The organism is Agromyces terreus, assembly GCF_009749465.1.
Lineage (GTDB): Bacteria > Actinomycetota > Actinomycetes > Actinomycetales > Microbacteriaceae > Agromyces > Agromyces terreus.
Genome location: NZ_WBIS01000011.1, coordinates 1 through 15,942 on the forward strand (window position 1 = coordinate 1; position 15,942 = coordinate 15,942).

Genomic DNA, 15,942 nt, shown 5'->3' on the forward strand with positions numbered 1-15,942 from the left:
CCCGGGCGCTGTGCCTGGTTTTTACCGGCCCCGCCGGGGCCCCCCCCCCCCCCCCCCCCCCCCGCCCCCCCCGCCGCGGGGCCCCCTTCTGCGTCCCCGAGCCCGGTCACTGCGAACGGCGGAGCGGGTCCTGTCAAGCACCTGCACGCGGCATCCGCCCTCGATACGCTGACGGCATGGAGGCAGACGAGAGCGAACACATCGAGCAGGCTCGGACAGCGCCGCCCGCGCCCGCGCCCGCGTCCTTCGCCGAGCGCCTGCGCCGCATCACGGCCTGGGCGCTCGCACGCAAGCCGGTCCGCGCCTATCTGCTCTACATGGAGCACCACGGGGCGGTGCTCGCCGACAGCATCACCTACCGCACGCTCTTCTCCGTGTTCGCGGGCGTCTTCCTCGGCTTCGCGGTCGCGGGCATCTGGCTCGCCGGCAACGACGAGGCGATGAGCGCGCTGGTCGCGACCGTCGACCAGGCGATCCCCGGACTCGTCGGGGAGGGCGCGCTCATCGACCCCGACGATCTCGTGCAGCCGATCACCCTGAGCATCGCCGGGGCGCTCGCCCTCGTCGGTCTCGTCACGGCGGCGATCGGCGCCGTCGGGTCGTTGCGCGTCGCGCTGCGCGACCTCGCCGACCAGCCCGACCCCCAGACCTTCTTCCTGTGGGTGCTGCTGCGCGACCTCGCGCTCGCGATCGGCTTCGGCGCGGCGCTCGCGGCCGCGGCGGCCGTGACGTTCGCGAGCACCGCCGCGATCGACGGGGTGTTCGGATGGCTCGGGTGGTCCACGACCGACACGGGTTCCGAGGTCGCGACCCGCATCGTGTCGATCCTCGTGATCTTCGCGATCGACGTGGCCGTGGTCGCGACGATGTTCCGGGTGCTCTCGGGTCTGCGCCCCGCGGCGCGCTCGCTCTGGTCGGGCGCCCTCATCGGCGGGGTCGGTCTCACCGTGCTCCAGCAGCTGTCGGGCCTCTTCGTCGCCGGCGCGACGAGCAATCCGCTGCTCGCCTCGTTCGGATCGCTCATCGCCCTCCTGCTCTGGCTGAACCTGTCGAGCCAGGTGATCCTCATCGCCTCGGCCTACATCGTCACGGGCGTCGACGAGGAGCACGACCGGGTCCACGCACGACACGGGGCGCCGACGGTCGCGATCCGTCGGCTGCGGCGGGCCGAACGACGGGCCGCGGATGCCTCGGCCGAGCTCGTCTCGGCCCGCGAGGCGGTGGAGGGCGAACGCGCGGCGGCGTCGGGCGGGCCCGGCGGCGGCGACCGCGCGGGCCGACCGTGACCTCCGTGCTCGGGCTCGTACGGGCCGCGGTCGCGCCGCTGACGCGCACCCGGCTCTTCCGCGCCCTCGGCCCCGTGCTCCTGCCACCCCTCGAACGCCTCGTCCGCCGCCTGTCCGGCGGCCGGGTGCAGCTCAGCGGGCTGCTCGTGCCGTCCCTCGTGCTGCACACCACCGGCGCCAGGTCGGGGCAGCGACGCGACAACCACCTCATGTACACGCCCGACGGGCACGGAAGCGCGATCGTCGCTGGCACGACGTTCGCGCAGCGACGGCATCCCGGGTGGACGTACAACCTGCTGCGCCGTCCCGATGCGTCGATCAGCGTGCGCGGTCGCGAGCTCGACGTGCGGGCGGAGCTCATCGACGCTGCTCCCGCGCGCGAACTCGCGTGGTCGCGCATCGAGGCGCAGTGGCCCGGATATCGGGCCTACGAACGCGCGTCGGGCCGCACCGTCCGGCTGTTCCGGCTGCGACCCGTCGCCGAGCAGGCCGTTCCGCGGGCCCGAGCTCGCAGTCGCCCCACAGAGCCTGCCCGTAGGCTGGCGGGCATGAGCCGACGACGCGCCAGCGAACCGATCTACAGCACGGCGATCGTCGCCGGTCGCGGGCTCTTCGGCGCGCTCGGGCTCAAGCGGCACGTGACCGGGGTCGAGAACGTGCCCGACACGGGCGGCGCCGTGCTCGCGATGACGCACTTCGGGTACCTCGAGTTCGCGCTGGTCGAATGGGTCACCTGGCTCGCCGACCGGCGTCGCATCCGGTTCATGGCCAAGCAGAGCGTGTTCGACTCGCCCGTGACGGGTCCGCTGATGCGCGGCATGCGCCACATCGCCGTCGACATGAAGGCCGGCGCCGCCGCGTATGCGAAGGCCGTCGAGGCGCTGCGCGGCGGAGAGCTGCTCGGCGTCTTCCCCGAGGCGGGCGTGAGCGCGTCGTTCACCGTGCGCGAGCTCAAGACCGGCGCCGTGCGGCTCGCGGCCGAGGCCGGCGTGCCGGTCATCCCCGTCGCGGTATGGGGCGGTCACCGGTTGCTGACGAAGGGCCACCGCGTCGGATTCCTCGAACGCTTCGGCGTGCCCGTGAGCTTCGCGTTCGGCGCCCCGATCACCGTCGGCGCCGACGAGGACGCGCGCGTCGCGACCGGGCGCCTGCGCGAGCGGCTCCAAGAGCTCGTCGACCGTCTTCAGCGCGAGTACCCCGTCGACGGCACCGGCGCATGGTGGCAGCCGAGGAGCCTCGGCGGCACGGCGCCGACGCCCGAGGAGGCCGCGGCCTCCGACGCGGCGCGCGACGCCGCACGCGAGGCTCGCCGCGCCGAGGCCTAGCCCCGCCCTCGCGCGGCGTCGGCGGCGTGGAGTACCGTCGCAGGCATGGCAGGCGACGCGGCACAGCTCATCGTTCCCGGTCCGCACGGCGAGCGGCAGGTGCGCGTCTCGTCGCCGACGAGGGTGCTCTGGCCCGAGGTCGGCGTCACCAAGCTCGAGCTCGCCGAGTACCTCGTCGCGGTCGGGCCCGCGTTCATCGAGGCCAACGGCGGGCGGCCGGTCTCCCTCCAGCGGTTCCCCGAGGGCGTCGACGGGGAGCAGTTCTTCTCGAAGAACCCGCCGCGCGGGGCGCCCGACTGGGTCAGGTCGGTGACGGTGACGTACCCCAGCGGCCGGCGGCATCCGCAGCTCGTGCTCGACGAGCCGGCGAGCGCGGTGTGGGCGGTGCAGATGAACACCGTGGTGTTCCACCCATGGGCGTCGCGCGCCGACGAAACCGACAACCCCGATCAGCTGCGCATCGACCTCGACCCGCAACCGGGCACCGGGTTCGCCGAGGCCGTTCCCGTCGCGCTCGCGCTGCGCGAACTGCTCGCCGAGGTCGGGCTCACGGCGTTCGCGAAGAGCTCCGGCAGCCGCGGCATCCACGTGTTCGCCCCCATCGAGCCCGAGCACGAGTTCCTCGACGTCCGGCACGCCGTGATCGCCCTCGGCCGTGAGCTCGAACGGCGCATGCCCGACCTCGTCACCACCAACTGGTGGAAGGAGGAGCGCGGCGACCGCATCTTCATCGACTACAACCAGGCGAACCGAGACCGCACGATGGCGGGCGCCTACAGCCCGCGCCCGCTGCCCCAGGCGCCGGTGTCCTGCCCCCTGACCTGGGACGAGCTGCCGACGACCGATCCCATGGCGCACACCGTGCGAACGGTGCCCCGGCGACTCGCCGAGGTCGGCGACCCGTGGTCGGGCATGCACGATGAGCCCGGCCGCATCGAGATGCTCCTCGAGTGGTGGCAGCGCGATCTCGACGACGGGCTCGGCGAACTCCCGTTCCCTCCCGACTTCCCGAAGATGCCGGGGGAGCCCATGCGGGTGCAGCCGAGCCGCGCGCGTCACGACGACGCGAGCGACTGAGCTGCCCGATCACACTGCGATCGGCCTCGTGGGCGTCCCCGGCGCGGGTGCCGCGACGAGCGGCGCACCGACCGCGGAGCCCGCTGCGGCGCCGTGGAGCTCGCGGTGCAGCCGCTCCATGCGCGCGTCGAGCTCGGCGGCCGTGTGCGCGGCGTCCGTCAGATCGTCGAGCAGCTCCGCGGGCACCTGCCGGTCGTACTTGTAGTAGATCTTGTGCTCGAGGCTCGCCCAGAAGTCCATGGCGATGGTGCGCACCTGCACCTCGACGGGCACGTGGTGCGTCCCGGTCGAGAGGAACACGGGCACCTCGACGATGAGATGGAGGCTCTGGTAGCCGTTCGCCTTGGGCGCGGCGATGTAGTCCTTCTCCTTCAGCACGCGGATGTCGCCCTGCGCGGTCAGCAGCTCGGCGACCCGATAGACGTCGGAGACGAAGCTGCACGTCACCCGAACGCCGGCGATGTCGGTGATGGTCCCGCGGATCGCGTCGAACGTCGGCTCGATGCCCTTGCGGTCCATCTTCTCGATCACGCTGTCGAGGCTCTTCAACCGGCTCGAGATGTGCTCGATCGGGTTGTACGCGTGGGTCTGCCCGAACTCCTCGCGAAGGATCGACAGCTTGGTGATGACCTCGTCCATGCCGAACTTGTACCGCAGCATGAACCGCTCGGTCTCGTCGCGGAGGCTGCGCATCTCGTCGAGCGTGCCGCCGTCGATGGCCTCGAGCGCCCGCTGGGCTCGTTCGGTCAGGGCATGGGCGGCATCGTCGCGGGCGGCGACCTCGTCGTTCGAACTCACGTCGGTCACCGTACGCGGGCAACCTCTGCATTCCCTTTGACCGAGGGTCGCCCGCGGTGCGCCGATACCATCGAGACATGGCGAGCTGGACGTCGGTGGCCCCCGGAGTGCACCAGTTGCGCGCGGGCGTGTTCGACCTGTCTGTGGTCGTGATCGAGGGGGCCGAAGGGCTGCTCGTCGTCGACTCCGGCGCGGATCCCGACGAGGGCGAAGAGATCCTCGCGCAGATCAGGGAGCGCTCGGATGCCCCGATCCTCGGCCTCGTGAACACCCACGCGCACTTCGACCACACGTTCGGCAACCAGGCGTTCGGACCCGGTTCCGAGACGGATGCCGCGATCCACGGCCACGCTGCGATCGGCGAGCACTTCGCCGCGTACGAGGGCCCGCGCCTCGCGGCCTGGCGCGCGGACCGGTCGCGGGAGCCGGATCGCCGCTGGGATCGGGTCGTGCTCACGCCCCCGACGCATCCGGTCGACCGGGCGACCGGCCTGGACCTCGGCGGGCGAACCGCCGAGCTCCGTCCGCAGCCCGCGGCGCACACCGACACGGACCTCGTGCTGCTCTTGCCCGCCGAGCGGGTGTGGATCGTCGGCGACCTCGTCGAGGAGTCGGGTCCGCCCATGTACGGTTCCGGCAGCTACCCCCTCGCCCGGCCCGTCGTGCTCGAACGCCTCCTCGACGAGATGCGGCCCGGCGATCTCGTGGTGCCCGGACACGGTGCGGTCGTCGGCCCCGACTTCGTCGCACGTCAGGCCGGCGACCTGCGCCTCATCGCCGAGCGCCTCATCGTCGCGCACGGCGCCGGTCTCGAAGAAGGCGCAGCGCTGGCGGCCCACGACGACTGGCCGTTCGACGTCGCCGGGCTCGTCGGCGCGGTCGAACGCGCCTACGCGGCCCTCGACGGGCGGCCCCTCGACGACGGGAGCATCGACGACGCGTGATGGGTCAGTCGAGCGCACCGAGGTAGAACCAGCGGCCGCCCTCGCGCACGAACCGGCTCACCTCGTGCTGCGCCCCGCGCTCGCCGTCGTGCCGGTAGTGGGCCGTGAATTCCACGACTCCCGCGTGGTCGAGCGGTCCGCCGCGCTCGGTGCGCTCGACGTCGAGGCGCATCCAGCGGATCGTTCGATCGAGCTCGAGGCTCGCCGGCGCGGTCGACGGATGCCACGTCGCGAGCAGGTGGTCGGCATCGCCGACGGCGAAGGCGGTGTAGCGCGACCGCATCAGCTGCACGGCGGTCGGTGCCGCCGCTCCGCCGAGGAGCCATCGGCCGCAGCATTCCCCGAAGGTCAGCCCGCTCGAGCAGGGGCAGCGGGTGCCGGATGCCGGGAACTCAGGGGATTCGGAGGATTGCGCCATGTCCCCAGTATTCCGGGGCGTGCGGCGGTCGCGGTCATGCTCTGCACAGCCATACCTGAGGATCCGTTCAGAAACGGTCGGCAGAGTCTCTGACTTGTGCCCGCGCTCGGCGGCGCCGACCCCCGTTCCCCCCACCTTCCGAGCACACAGGATTCATGCGCCCCACCACGAACTCGACCCCTGCTCCCTCGATCTCCGCACCCGACTCCACCCCCCGCCGCAGCCTCCGCTCGCGACGCACCGTTCGCCGCCGGTTCATCGCCGCGGGCGCCGTGCTCGCCGTCGGCCTCGTCGCCGGCACCGGGTTCGCCGTCCAGAACGCCTTCGAAGCCGATGCGCGTGCACAGGCCACGGCCCAGCTCACGAAGGCGACGGGGCTCAGCGCCGATTCCCTCGGCGTCTACAGCTCGATCGCGGCGGCCAAGGTCAAGGCCCAGGCAGAGGACACCATCACGCTGGCGAACGCGACGCTCGAGAAGGCCGACGGCAAGGTCGACGCATCGGCGCTCGCGGCATCCGTCGCCTCCCTCAGCGACTACGAGACGATCCCGACCGACGACGTCGCCGATCTCACCAAGGAGACGAAGGCGGCGGCGGCGAAGACGGCGGCCGACACGACGGCCTTTGAGCAGGCTCAGGCCGCGGCGGCCGCGAAGGCCGCTGCCGAGGCCGCCCAGGCGCTCGCCGCAGCGAACACCCCCGACGGCGCGCGTGCCACCGCGCGTTCGCTCGCGTCGTCCATGTACGGCTGGGGCGACGACCAGTTCCAGTGCCTCGACAGCCTCTGGGCGAAGGAGTCCGGATGGTCGTACACCGCGTACAACGACTCCAGCGGCGCCACCGGCATCCCGCAGTCGCTGCCCGGCAGCAAGATGGCCTCGGCCGGCGCCGACTGGGCGACGAACGCGGCGACGCAGATCAAGTGGGGCCTCGGATACATCGCCGGATCGTACGGCTCGCCGTGCAGCGCCTGGTCGCACTCGCAGTCGGTCAACTGGTACTGATCGGCCGAGCTCCCGATCTGCGGCGCTGCTCCGCCCGATTCGTCGCCGTTCAGGCGGTGCGCGGGTGGAGCAGTCCGGCGCGCTCGGGGTGACGGTCGAACCACTCGGCCACGTACCAGCAGCTCGGCACGATGTGCCGCGACGAGTTCGACTCGACGTCGTCGACTGCGAACGCCACGAGCTCGCCCGCGTAGCCGGACCCGCGGTACGGCGGGTTCGTGTACGCCCGCGTCATCGAGATCGCGTCGCCGAGCACCCGGTAGTCGAGCACGCTCGCGATCTCGCCGTTCAATCGCAGGGCGTAGCGATCGGCGTCGGGTTCATGGGTGAATGCTCTCTGCATCGACTCAGGCTACGCCGTCGCCGGTCGCGACCGATGGATCCCGAGCCGGGCGCCGGCGGCGCCGCTCAGGCGTCGCGCCCCCGGAGCCGTTCGAGGTCGCGGCGCTCCCGCTTCGTCGGGCGGCCCGCGCCGCGATCGCGCACGGGCACGATCGGAACGCTCTCGCGAGGCGGCGGCGGGGGAGTGCGATCGTCGACGGCGGTCGTGGCGACGCTCGCCGAGACGCGCTTCACGAGCGTGAGCCGAACCACGAGCAGCTGGTCGAACCCCTCGACGCGCACCCGGACCTCGTCGCCGGGGCGCACCATCTGGGCGGCCTTCGCCCGCTCGCCGTTCACGCGCACGTGCCCGGCGCGGCAGGCCGCGGTCGCGGCCGATCTCGTCTTGAACCGGCGCACCGCCCACAGCCAGGCATCGATGCGCACGGGGGCGTCTCCGGGTGCGGGCATGCGATCAGCCTACGCGCGCACGGCCGCCCACCAGATGAGGAGCATCGTCACGAGGAACCCGACCGCGTAGTTCAGCGCGATGAAGTGCCGCCAGCCGCGATTCGCCTCGCCGGAGCGTGCGTCGGTCACCGAACGGTACGGCCACGCCGCGGCGAGGTACGGCACGACGAGCACCGCGCCGAGCGGCCCCGGCCAGGGCGTCGCGAGCATGAGGAGCCCGGCCGTCGTCCAGAGTCCGAGCGCGATGCGCACGGTCGCGCGCGCGCCGAACGCGGTCGCGATCGAGTCGATGCCGGCCTCGCGGTCGGGCAGCACGTCCTGCACCGCGCCGAACGCGTGGCTCGCCATGCCCCAGCAGAAGAAGGCGACGATCAGGGCGAGGAGTTGCGGCGTCATGACCGCGCCGGCGACGGCGAGGCCGTAGAGCGCGGGACTCACGAAGTGGAAGCTCGAGGTGATCGAGTCGAGCACCGGCCGTTCCTTGAACCGCAACCCGGGCACCGAGTAGGCGAACACCGCGAACAGGCTCGCCGCGAGCACGATCCACGAGAGCGGATGCCCCGTGCCGGCCGACCACATGAGCACGACGAGGCACGGGGCCGCCGTGACGACCCCGGCCCACACGACCGCGCGATGCAGCGCGGGATCGAGCACGGCGCCCTCGGCGCCGCCCTTGCGCGGGTTGCGCAGGTCGGACTCGTAGTCGAAGACGTCGTTCACGCCGTACATGAGCAGGTTGTACGGGATCAGGAAGAACAGGGTGCCGACCACGAACGTCAGGTCGACGGCGCCCGTCGTGAGCAGGTACGCGGCCGCGAAGGGGAACGCGGTGTTGACCCAGCTGATCGGCCGGCTCGAGACGAGGATCCGGCCGACCCGAGAGGGTGCCCTCGTGCCGGCGGCGTCCGTCATCGGGCACCGCCCTCGACGGGGGCGCCGCGCCGGAGGGCGAGCGAGAACACGGCCGGAACGAGCAGGACCGCCGCGAGCGGGTACGCGAAGTCCTCGACGGGTGCGAGCCAGACGGTCGGCCCGAGCCGCGTTCCGTCGGCGTACCCGAAGAGTCCTGCGGCGATCATCACGGAATCGAAGACGGCCGTGAGGGCGGCGATCAGCACGAAGGCGATGCCGAGCGCGAGCAGCCGGGTGCGGCGTGCGGCCCGCGGCATCCGGACGGTCGCGAGGACCGCGACGCACGCCGCCACGGCGAGGAAGGGCAGGCAGATCAGCAGGTAGGTCACGCGCGCGCCTCTCGATCGGATGCCGCGGCGACCGTCGTCGGGCCGGCGTCCGTCGCGCCGGCGTCCGTCGCGCCCGGGCGACGCCCGAGCAGCCGCTCGACGCCGAGCACCGCGACGAGCGAGAGCTGGCACAGGAAGACGAGGAACACGGGTTCCTCGATCGGCAGGTCCGGGGCGAGCAGCAGGCCGGTCGCGAACACCGAGTCGCCTCGGAAGAAGACGCCGAACCCGATGCCGACGAGGTCCCAGACGAGCAGGAGCACCGTGCCGCACGCCACCGCCACGGACGCGGCGAGCGGTGCGCGCCGGAACGCGAGCCGCCACCGCACGTCGACGGCGGCGATCGCAGCGATCGACAGCAGGAGCAGCCCGAGATAGGTGAATCCGGTCATGCGCCCTCCCTCGAGCGGACGCCGGACGCGGGAGCGGGGCCGACTGCCCCCGGTCCGGCGGCCTCGGGCTCGGCGAGCGGACCGGACGACCGGTCGCCGCGGACCCGCTTCACCACATTCTCGGCGCTGATGAGGCACATCGGAAGCCCGATGCCCGGAACGCTCGAGCCGCCCGCGTACAGGAGCCCCTGCACCCGCCGGGACCTGTTCGACCCTCGGAGGAACGCGCTCTGCCTGAGCGTGTGCGCGGGCCCGAGCGCGCCGCCACGCCACGAGTTCAGGTCCGCGGCGAAGTCCGCGGGGCCCACGGTGCGGCGCACCGCGATCCGCTCGACCAGATCGTTCGCGCCCGTCGCCGCGGCGATCACGGCGATCGCACGGTCGGCGGTCGCCTCCACGAGCCGGTCGCCCGCGCCGTCCTCGCCGCCGCGGCCGATGCCCACGTCGGCGGGCACCGGAACGAGCACGAACAGGTTCGAATCTCCGGGCGGCGCGACCGAGGCATCCGTCGCGCTCGGCCGGCACACGTAGAACGACGCGGGATCGGGGATCGACGGGTTCGAACCGAAGATGCGCCCGAAGTTCTCGCGCCAGTCCTCGGTGAAGAACAGCGTGTGGTGGGCGAGCCCCGGCACCTCCCCGCGCACGCCGAGCATCGCGAGCACCGCGCCGGGGCCCGACGTGCGCCGACGCCACCAGGACTCGGGATACGTCCGCGCGTGCGCCGGCAGCAGCTCGGTCTCGGTGTGGTGCAGGTCGGCGGCCGAGACGACCCGATGCGCGGGAACCCGGTGCGAGGCGCCCGCGGCGTCGTGGAAGGTCACGCCCGTGACCGTCGGATCGGCCCCCTCGGTCAGCTCGATCGCGGTGACGCGCGCGTTCGGCACGAGATCGACGCCGGCATCGGCCGCGATCGACGCGATCGCCTCGATCACCGCCGTGAACCCGCCGCGCGGGTAGAACACGCCCTGCTCGAGATCCATGTGGCTCATGAGGTGGTACATCGCGGGCGTCGCCGTGGGCGACGAGCCGAGGAAGACCGCCGGGTAGCCGAGCACCTGTCGAAGGCGTCGGTCGCGCACGGTGCGCGCCGCGAACCGATCGAGGGAGGTCGTGAGCAGCGACGTCAGCCGCCCCGCACCCCGCAGCACCTCGGGCGCGAGCAGGCCCCGCACGCCGTCGAAGTTCGTGTAGAGGAACCGTCGTCGCGCGATGTCGTACGTCGACGCCGCCGAATCGAGGTAGCGCTCCAATGCGGCGCCCGCGCCGGGCTCGACCGACTCGAACAGCTCGACGTTCTCGCGGCGCGAGCCCCGGATGTCGAGGGGAGCGTCGTAGCCGTCGGCGTACACCCGGTACCCGGGGTCGAGCCGCTCGAGATCGAGGTGTTCGGCCGCGCTCGTGCCGAAGAGCCGGAAGAAGTGATCGAACACCTCCGGCATCAGGTACCACGACGGGCCGGTGTCGAACCGGAACCCGTCGCGCGACCACGAGCCGGCCCGCCCCCCGAACCCCTCGCGCCCCTCGAGCAGGGTCACGCGATGGCCGTCGCGAGCCAGGAGGGCGGATGCCGCGAGCCCCGCGATGCCCCCGCCGATCACGACGATGCGCTCCGAGCCCACGATCATCGCGTCCGTCCGATCGACTTCGTCATCGAACGCAGCGCGATCGCGAGCTTGGCGGCGTCCGGAACGCGGATGCGCGTCGACATGAGCACCTCGGCGGGCGTCTGCCGGCACCGGCGGGTGAGCGCCGAGAACAGCCCGTGCGCGGTGAGCACCGCGGCACGCGCTCGCCGCGGCAGCTCGGGGATCGCGGCGTCGGCGAGGTCGAGGTCGTGATCGATGTCGTCGAGGATGCGATGCTTGTCGTCCTCGCCGAAGTGCTCGGGGTCGCACCACGGGAAGTAGTTGCGGCCGAGGGTGCGCCAGTCCGTCTCGAGATCGCGCAGGAAGTTGATCTTCTGGAATGCGGCGCCGAGATGCACGGCGCCCCGCTCGAGCCGGGCCCTCCGGGCGGGGTCGACGTCGTCGCCGAGGAGGAACACCGCGAGGCACATGAGGCCCACGACCTCGGCCGAGCCGTGGATGTACGGGGCGACTTCGGCCTCGCGGATCGGCGTCGGATCGAGGTCGCGACGCATCGAGGCGAAGAACGGGCGGGTGAGCGTCAGGTCGATCCCGGAATCCCGTGCGGTGCGCGCGAACGCGTGCACGACCAGGTTCGTCGAGTAGCCGCACAGCATGGCCGATTCGGTCTCGGTTTCGAGTTCGTCGAGGAGGCAGGCCTGCTCGGGCGGCGTCAGCCCCGCGGCATCCGCGGTGCCGTCCACGAGTTCGTCGGCGACGCGCACGAGGGCGTAGATCGAGCGGATGCCTCGCCTCGTCGTCGGGTCGAGCATGCGGGCCGCGGCCCCGAACGAGGTCGAGTACCGGCCGATGACCGTCGCCGCGCTCGCGACCGCGGTCGCGTCGTAGCGTTCGAGCAGCCCCGGACGCGGCTTCATCGCGCACGCTCCACGGCGCGCAGGGCGATCGCGCCGAGCTCCGCGGCGAGGGGGGCGGGAAGCTCGGCGGTCTCGAGTTCGTACCGGGCGAGCGTGACGTGCTCGTCGGCCAGCCGCAGGGCCGTGTCGAGGGCCCCGCAGTCGCGGAGCGCCGCGCGCATCTCCTCGGCCTCGGCCTCGTCGAGCCCCGGATCGCCGAGCCCTGCGGCGATCCTCGGCCAGTGGGCCGTCGTCGCCGCGTGCGCGATGAGCGCGGTCCGCTTGCCCTCGCGCAGATCGGAGGAGGCCGACTTGCCCGTGATCGCCGGGTCGCCGAACACGCCGAGCACGTCGTCGGTGATCTGGAACGCGATGCCGACGAATCGCCCGAACCGTTCGAGCGCCGCGATGGCCGGGTCCGAGGCGCCGGCCAGCACCGCGCCGGCCGCGAGCGGGCACTCGAAGGAGTACACGGCGGTCTTCTGCTCGAGGGTCGCGAGCACGCGGGGCATGCTCGTGGGCTCGGCGTCGCCGGCGTTCACGACGTCGGCGAGCTCGCCCGCCGCCGACACGAACACGGCACGGTCGAGGATGTCGAGCAGCCGGCCGCGTCTCGTCCGGTCGACGGGGAGCAGGGCGATCTCGCGGTGGGCCCGGCTGAGGGCGAGATCGCCGGCGAGGACCGCGGCCGTCTCGCCCCAGATGCCGCTCGTGCGCTCGTCGGTGCCGTGGCGGATCGCCCGCGCCGCGAACCTCGCGGCGACATTCGGGTCGCCGCGGCGCACGGTGTCCTGGTCGATGACGTCGTCATGGATGAGGAACGCGGTGTGCAGCAGCTCGAACGCCACGGCGACCCGCGTTGCGAGCGCTTCATCGGTGCCGCCGAATCCGGAGTACGCGAGGCGCACGAGATGCGGCCGGATGCGCTTGCCGCCGGAACTCTGCTGGGCGAGGCTGCGCCACAGCGCCGCGTAGTGGGGGTCGAGGTCGCCGGCCCGGCGGCGGGCGTCGGCGAAGATCGCGCCGAGTTCGACCTCGATCGCCGCGTCGATGACGTCAGCCACGGTAGAGGTCCAGTTGCTGTGCCTGGAGCGCGAGCCACGGGCTGAACGCCCACGGCGCCGCCTCGATGGCGGTGCGCAGTTCATCGGGCCGCACCCAGACGTGGTCGACCACCTCGCGCGGGTTCGGTTCGGGGTCGGCGGACGTCGTCGCGATGTAGACCGGGCAGATCTCGTTCTCGACGGTGCCGTCGGCATCGATCGCGCGGTACCGGAACGTGGGAAGCGCGAGCTCGAGCGAATCGAGTTCGAGTCCGAGCTCGAACTCGGCACGGCGCCGCACGGCCGCGGTGAGCGGTTCGGAGGGACGGGGGTGCCCGCAGAACGAGTTGCTCCAGACGCCCGCCCATGCCTGCTTGGAGAGCGCCCTGCGCGTGACGAGCACTTCGCCGGCGGGGTTCAGCACATGGCAGGAGAACGCGAGGTGGAGTGCGGTGTCGGGGCCGTGGGCGGCGCTCTTCGGGACCCGCCCGATGGGCGCACCCGACTCGTCGAGGAGGACCACGTCGTCTTCGACGACTTCCGTAAGTTCGATCGTGTCGGTCATGCTCGCTCCAGAATTTCGCTTACTTGGTTAGTGAAAAGCACGCTAACATCACGCTGTGCCCGACGGAACCACCGAAAGTTCGAACCGCGACCGCGAACGCGACCGCTACTGGTTCGAGACCGCGGATGCCACGACCGTGGCGCTCCTCGACGCCGTGCGCCGGCACCGGGCCGCCGAGGCGGAGATGCGCCGGCGACTGCGCGCCGACATGGACATGGGGGACACCGACGTCGCGGCCCTGCGCTGGGTCATCGCCGAGGAGCGCGCCGGGCGCTCGGCGACGAGCGCCGGACTCGCCCGCGAGCTCGGCATCACCAGCGCCGCCGCCGTCAAGCTCGTCGCCCGGCTCGTCGCGAGCGGCGACCTCGAGCGGGACCCCCACCCGACCGATCGCCGGATCCTGCTCCTGCACACCATGCCGGAGGCCCATGAACGCATCGTACGCACGCTCGGGCCCATGCACGAGCGACTCCGGCGGGTCGCCGAGTCCTTCGACGAGCCGCAACGGGCCGTGATCATCGCGTTCCTCGACGACCTCGCCGAGGCGATCGCGCCGAACGGGTCGGCCCGATGACCGCATGGCCGGGCACGTACGCCATGCTGGGAGCATGAGCGGAACGAGCGGCGACGGCTGGGTGGAGGGTCCCGACGGCGCACGGTACTGGGGCCGGTACGGCGCGGCCGGGCTGCTCGCGGTCAGTCCCGAACACGAGGTCCTCCTGCAGCATCGCGCCGTCTGGAGCCACTTCGGCGGCACCTGGGGCATGCCGGGCGGCGCCAGGCATGAGGACGAGACCCCGATCGAGGCCGCCGTCCGCGAGGCGGGGGAGGAGGCCGGCGTCCCGGCTGGAGCCCTGACCGTGCGATTCACGAGCGTGCTCGACCTCGGGTACTGGTCGTACACGACCGTCGTCGCCGATGCCGCGCACCGGTTCGAGCCCGCCGTGAGCGATCCCGAATCGATCGCCGTCGCCTGGATCGCCATCGACGAGGTCGCGGCGCTGCCGCTGCATCCGCGGTTCGCCGAAGCGTGGCCGGGGCTCCGCGACCGACTCTGAGGCCGTTCAGTCGCGCGCGTGGGCGTCTGCGGCCGTCGCGGCCGGAACGCTGCGGGGGAACCACGGCACGATGGCGGAGGTGCGCGCCCGGTAGGCGTCGTAGTCGGCGTAGCGCCGCCTGGAGATCGACTCGGTGAAGACCGTCGATCCGATGAAGAGGAGGGTCAGCAGCACCGCGCCGGCGACGCTCCAGTGCAACCAGATCCCCGTCGCCGCCACCGCGAACCCGTAGAACGCCCACCACTGCGCCTGCTCGAAGAAGAAGTTCGGATGCCTCGACACGCGGAACAGGCCCGTCTGCAGGAACCCCGGGGTCGGCGTACGGCCTGCGGCGCGCTCCGCCGCCTTCCACCGGTGGAACGCCCATTGCTGTTGATCGGCGATGGTCTCGCCCGCGAGGAACGCGAGGAAGACGACGGCCACGATCGCGTCCCAGGCGCCGAGCGGCGGTCGCGACGACGCGGAGACGGTCTGCGCCGGGAGGCAGAACAGGAGGATCAGCACGTTCTGGTAGATCGAGATGAAGAAGAGGTTGAACGCCTCGAACGCCGGTCGGGGCATCCGTTCGCGCAGGACCGCCCAACGGTAGTCCTCCCCACCCGGACGATACCCGCCCTTGCGCGCGAAATTGAAGGTCAGGCGGGCGCCCCAGGCAGTGACCAGCACGGCCATGAGGACGAGCCGCGCGTCGCCGCCGCTCGCCGCGGCGAACACCCAGACATAGACGACGGGGGCGATCGACCAGATGCGATCGACCCACGAGTACTCGCGAGTGACGAGCGACAGGACCCACGTGCCCGCGGTGATCGCCGCGAGGAGCACCAGACACACGCCGAGGGGAGCCATGGCGCGATTCTACGGCTCGATAGGATCGATTCGTGGCTGGGCGGAGCGCGGGGGCGGTCGGAACGGAGATCTGGACGATCCCGAACCTCCTCAGCATGCTCCGGCTCGTGCTCGTGCCCTTCTTCCTGTGGGCCGTCATCGCCGGCGACTACGTCCTCGCCCTGGTGATCCTCGTCGTCGCCAGCCTCACGGACCTGCTCGACGGGTTCCTGGCGCGGCGGCTGGGGCAGATCACGAGGCTCGGGCAACTGCTCGATCCCGCCGCCGACCGGCTCTACATCTTCGCGGCGCTCCTCGGCCTCGCGGCGAACTCGCTCGTGCCGTGGTGGATCGTCATCGTGATCGTCTCCCGCGACGTCTTCCTGCTGGTCCTCGGCATCGTCCTCGCGAACCACGGCTTCGGCCCCCTGCCCGTGCACCAATTGGGCAAGGTGGCGACCTTCGCCCTGTTCTTCGGACTGCCCGTCATCATGCTCGGTCTCGCGTTCCCGGCAGTGCAGCCGGTCAGCGAACCGATCGGATGGGCGATCACGGTCTGGGGCGCCTTCCTCTACTGGTGGGCGGGCGTCATCTATGCGATCGAGACGTCGAGAGCCATCCGCATTCCGCGGGTGTCGGATGACTCGCGATCGGATACGCTTGAACAGGGAGGCTAGCGTGGCGGATAC

Annotated in this window: 20 protein-coding genes; 8 read left to right on the forward strand and 12 right to left on the reverse strand. The window is 72.0% G+C overall.

Annotated elements, in window-relative coordinates; translation table 11 throughout:
- Window positions 1–176 precede the first annotated feature (176 nt).
- From GQQ92_RS14665 to ligD, 3 genes are read left to right on the forward strand one after another with little or no spacing between them, the layout of a single operon-like run.
- Window positions 177–1,286 (forward strand): YihY/virulence factor BrkB family protein, encoded by a 1,110-nt coding sequence (locus GQQ92_RS14665; protein ID WP_157000050.1) that lies wholly within the window; start codon window positions 177–179, stop codon window positions 1,284–1,286.
- A gap of 5 nt (window positions 1,287–1,291) precedes the next feature.
- Window positions 1,292–2,611: a nitroreductase/quinone reductase family protein gene (locus GQQ92_RS16890; protein ID WP_232057721.1), complete on the forward strand. Its 1,320-nt coding sequence runs from the start codon at window positions 1,292–1,294 to the stop codon at window positions 2,609–2,611.
- Between the two features lie 45 nt (window positions 2,612–2,656).
- Complete coding sequence (ligD, locus tag GQQ92_RS14680) at window positions 2,657–3,688, forward strand: non-homologous end-joining DNA ligase (protein WP_157000051.1); 1,032 nt, start codon at window positions 2,657–2,659, stop codon at window positions 3,686–3,688.
- 9 nt (window positions 3,689–3,697) lie between these two features.
- Here the strand turns inward: ligD and GQQ92_RS14685 are convergent, their stop codons facing one another.
- Window positions 3,698–4,381: a GTP pyrophosphokinase gene (locus GQQ92_RS14685; RefSeq protein ID WP_157000096.1), complete on the reverse strand. Its 684-nt coding sequence runs from the start codon at window positions 4,379–4,381 to the stop codon at window positions 3,698–3,700.
- A gap of 182 nt (window positions 4,382–4,563) precedes the next feature.
- Here GQQ92_RS14685 and GQQ92_RS14690 point away from each other — a divergent pair, with 182 nt between their 5' ends.
- A complete protein-coding gene (locus GQQ92_RS14690; protein WP_157000052.1) occupies window positions 4,564–5,430 on the forward strand; it encodes an MBL fold metallo-hydrolase in 867 nt (288 codons plus the stop codon).
- Between the two features lie 4 nt (window positions 5,431–5,434).
- On the opposite strand, the gene GQQ92_RS14695 is transcribed toward GQQ92_RS14690, so the two are convergent.
- Window positions 5,435–5,848, reverse strand: coding sequence for a YchJ family protein (locus GQQ92_RS14695; RefSeq protein ID WP_157000053.1), 414 nt, complete (start codon window positions 5,846–5,848; stop codon window positions 5,435–5,437).
- A 155-nt stretch (window positions 5,849–6,003) separates the two neighbouring features.
- On the opposite strand from GQQ92_RS14695, the gene GQQ92_RS14700 reads away from it, so the two are divergent.
- A complete protein-coding gene (locus tag GQQ92_RS14700; protein ID WP_232057722.1) occupies window positions 6,004–6,852 on the forward strand; it encodes an aggregation-promoting factor C-terminal-like domain-containing protein in 849 nt (282 codons plus the stop codon).
- Between the two features lie 49 nt (window positions 6,853–6,901).
- Here GQQ92_RS14700 and GQQ92_RS14705 read toward each other — a convergent pair whose 3' ends face one another.
- The 9 genes from GQQ92_RS14705 to idi form a co-directional block, all read right to left on the reverse strand.
- Window positions 6,902–7,195, reverse strand: a complete 294-nt coding sequence (locus GQQ92_RS14705; RefSeq protein ID WP_157000054.1) for a GNAT family N-acetyltransferase — start codon at window positions 7,193–7,195, stop codon at window positions 6,902–6,904.
- A 65-nt stretch (window positions 7,196–7,260) separates the two neighbouring features.
- Complete coding sequence (locus GQQ92_RS14710; protein WP_157000055.1) at window positions 7,261–7,644, reverse strand: RNA-binding S4 domain-containing protein; 384 nt, start codon at window positions 7,642–7,644, stop codon at window positions 7,261–7,263.
- A 9-nt stretch (window positions 7,645–7,653) separates the two neighbouring features.
- Window positions 7,654–8,556 carry a prenyltransferase gene (locus tag GQQ92_RS14715; RefSeq protein ID WP_157000056.1) on the reverse strand — a complete coding sequence of 301 codons (903 nt, stop codon included), beginning with the start codon at window positions 8,554–8,556 and terminating at the stop codon, window positions 7,654–7,656.
- Entirely contained in the window at window positions 8,553–8,885 is a 333-nt protein-coding gene (locus GQQ92_RS14720; RefSeq protein WP_157000057.1) for a lycopene cyclase domain-containing protein, read from the reverse strand. The genes GQQ92_RS14715 and GQQ92_RS14720 overlap by 4 nt, the downstream gene beginning before the upstream one ends.
- Window positions 8,882–9,277 carry a lycopene cyclase domain-containing protein gene (locus GQQ92_RS14725; protein WP_157000058.1) on the reverse strand — a complete coding sequence of 132 codons (396 nt, stop codon included), beginning with the start codon at window positions 9,275–9,277 and terminating at the stop codon, window positions 8,882–8,884. The genes GQQ92_RS14720 and GQQ92_RS14725 overlap by 4 nt, the downstream gene beginning before the upstream one ends.
- Entirely contained in the window at window positions 9,274–10,905 is a 1,632-nt protein-coding gene (gene crtI / locus GQQ92_RS14730; RefSeq protein ID WP_157000059.1) for a phytoene desaturase family protein, read from the reverse strand. The genes GQQ92_RS14725 and crtI overlap by 4 nt, the downstream gene beginning before the upstream one ends.
- Window positions 10,902–11,783 carry a phytoene/squalene synthase family protein gene (locus GQQ92_RS14735; protein WP_157000060.1) on the reverse strand — a complete coding sequence of 294 codons (882 nt, stop codon included), beginning with the start codon at window positions 11,781–11,783 and terminating at the stop codon, window positions 10,902–10,904. The genes crtI and GQQ92_RS14735 overlap by 4 nt, the downstream gene beginning before the upstream one ends.
- The gene (locus GQQ92_RS14740) at window positions 11,780–12,826 is read right to left on the reverse strand and encodes a polyprenyl synthetase family protein (RefSeq protein ID WP_197738278.1); all 1,047 of its coding nucleotides are present in this window, start codon (window positions 12,824–12,826) and stop codon (window positions 11,780–11,782) included. Before GQQ92_RS14740 ends, GQQ92_RS14735 begins: the two co-directional genes overlap by 4 nt.
- Window positions 12,819–13,370 carry an isopentenyl-diphosphate Delta-isomerase gene (gene idi, locus GQQ92_RS14745; RefSeq protein ID WP_157000062.1) on the reverse strand — a complete coding sequence of 184 codons (552 nt, stop codon included), beginning with the start codon at window positions 13,368–13,370 and terminating at the stop codon, window positions 12,819–12,821. The genes GQQ92_RS14740 and idi overlap by 8 nt, the downstream gene beginning before the upstream one ends.
- A 55-nt stretch (window positions 13,371–13,425) precedes the next feature.
- On the opposite strand from idi, the gene GQQ92_RS14750 reads away from it, so the two are divergent.
- On the forward strand, window positions 13,426–13,944 hold the full coding sequence (locus GQQ92_RS14750) for a MarR family winged helix-turn-helix transcriptional regulator (RefSeq protein ID WP_157000063.1): 519 nt from the start codon (window positions 13,426–13,428) through the stop codon (window positions 13,942–13,944).
- Window positions 13,945–13,978: 34 nt separating this feature from the next.
- Window positions 13,979–14,428, forward strand: a complete 450-nt coding sequence (locus GQQ92_RS14755) for an NUDIX domain-containing protein (RefSeq protein WP_232057723.1) — start codon at window positions 13,979–13,981, stop codon at window positions 14,426–14,428.
- A gap of 6 nt (window positions 14,429–14,434) precedes the next feature.
- Here GQQ92_RS14755 and GQQ92_RS14760 read toward each other — a convergent pair whose 3' ends face one another.
- Window positions 14,435–15,274 (reverse strand): DUF1295 domain-containing protein, encoded by an 840-nt coding sequence (locus GQQ92_RS14760; protein ID WP_157000065.1) that lies wholly within the window; start codon window positions 15,272–15,274, stop codon window positions 14,435–14,437.
- Window positions 15,275–15,306: 32 nt separating this feature from the next.
- Here GQQ92_RS14760 and GQQ92_RS14765 point away from each other — a divergent pair, with 32 nt between their 5' ends.
- Window positions 15,307–15,930 carry a CDP-alcohol phosphatidyltransferase family protein gene (locus GQQ92_RS14765; protein ID WP_197738279.1) on the forward strand — a complete coding sequence of 208 codons (624 nt, stop codon included), beginning with the start codon at window positions 15,307–15,309 and terminating at the stop codon, window positions 15,928–15,930.
- The last annotated feature ends 12 nt before the right edge of the window (window positions 15,931–15,942 follow it).